The organism is Brevibacterium sp. SIMBA_078, assembly GCF_046534565.1.
Lineage (GTDB): Bacteria > Actinomycetota > Actinomycetes > Actinomycetales > Brevibacteriaceae > Brevibacterium.
In genome coordinates this window covers 1-247 of the sequence record NZ_JAWRYQ010000450.1, presented here as the reverse complement: position 1 = coordinate 247, position 247 = coordinate 1, and the positions used below count along the sequence as shown (strand labels likewise).

The following is a 247-nucleotide window of genomic DNA, read 5'->3' as shown; positions in this document are numbered from 1 at the left end:
AGAATCGTCCTATCAGCAGCTTCAGGATTATATGGACGATATTGAAGGATCTGATCATGCCCATAAATTTTTATTGCTTGAAGTAGAAGGTCTTCCGACGGAAAAAGGGTTAACAGGTGAAGAAGATGTATCAAATGTCAAAGTGAACTTTAAATCCTTAGCAGAGATCCTGCAAGAGGATGCGCTCTTTTTAGAATACGACGAAAAAACTAGGAACAAAATACGCTCCGCTTTTCGCCTGCCGCCT

1 protein-coding gene is annotated in these 247 nt (G+C 40.9%); it reads left to right on the top strand.

Translation table 11 applies throughout. From position 1 onward, the window contains the following. Nucleotides 1–31: 31 nt before the first annotated feature. Nucleotides 32–247, top strand: a 216-nt coding sequence (locus tag SB749_RS20375) for a hypothetical protein (protein WP_410711910.1), incomplete at its 3' end; no start/stop codon positions are given.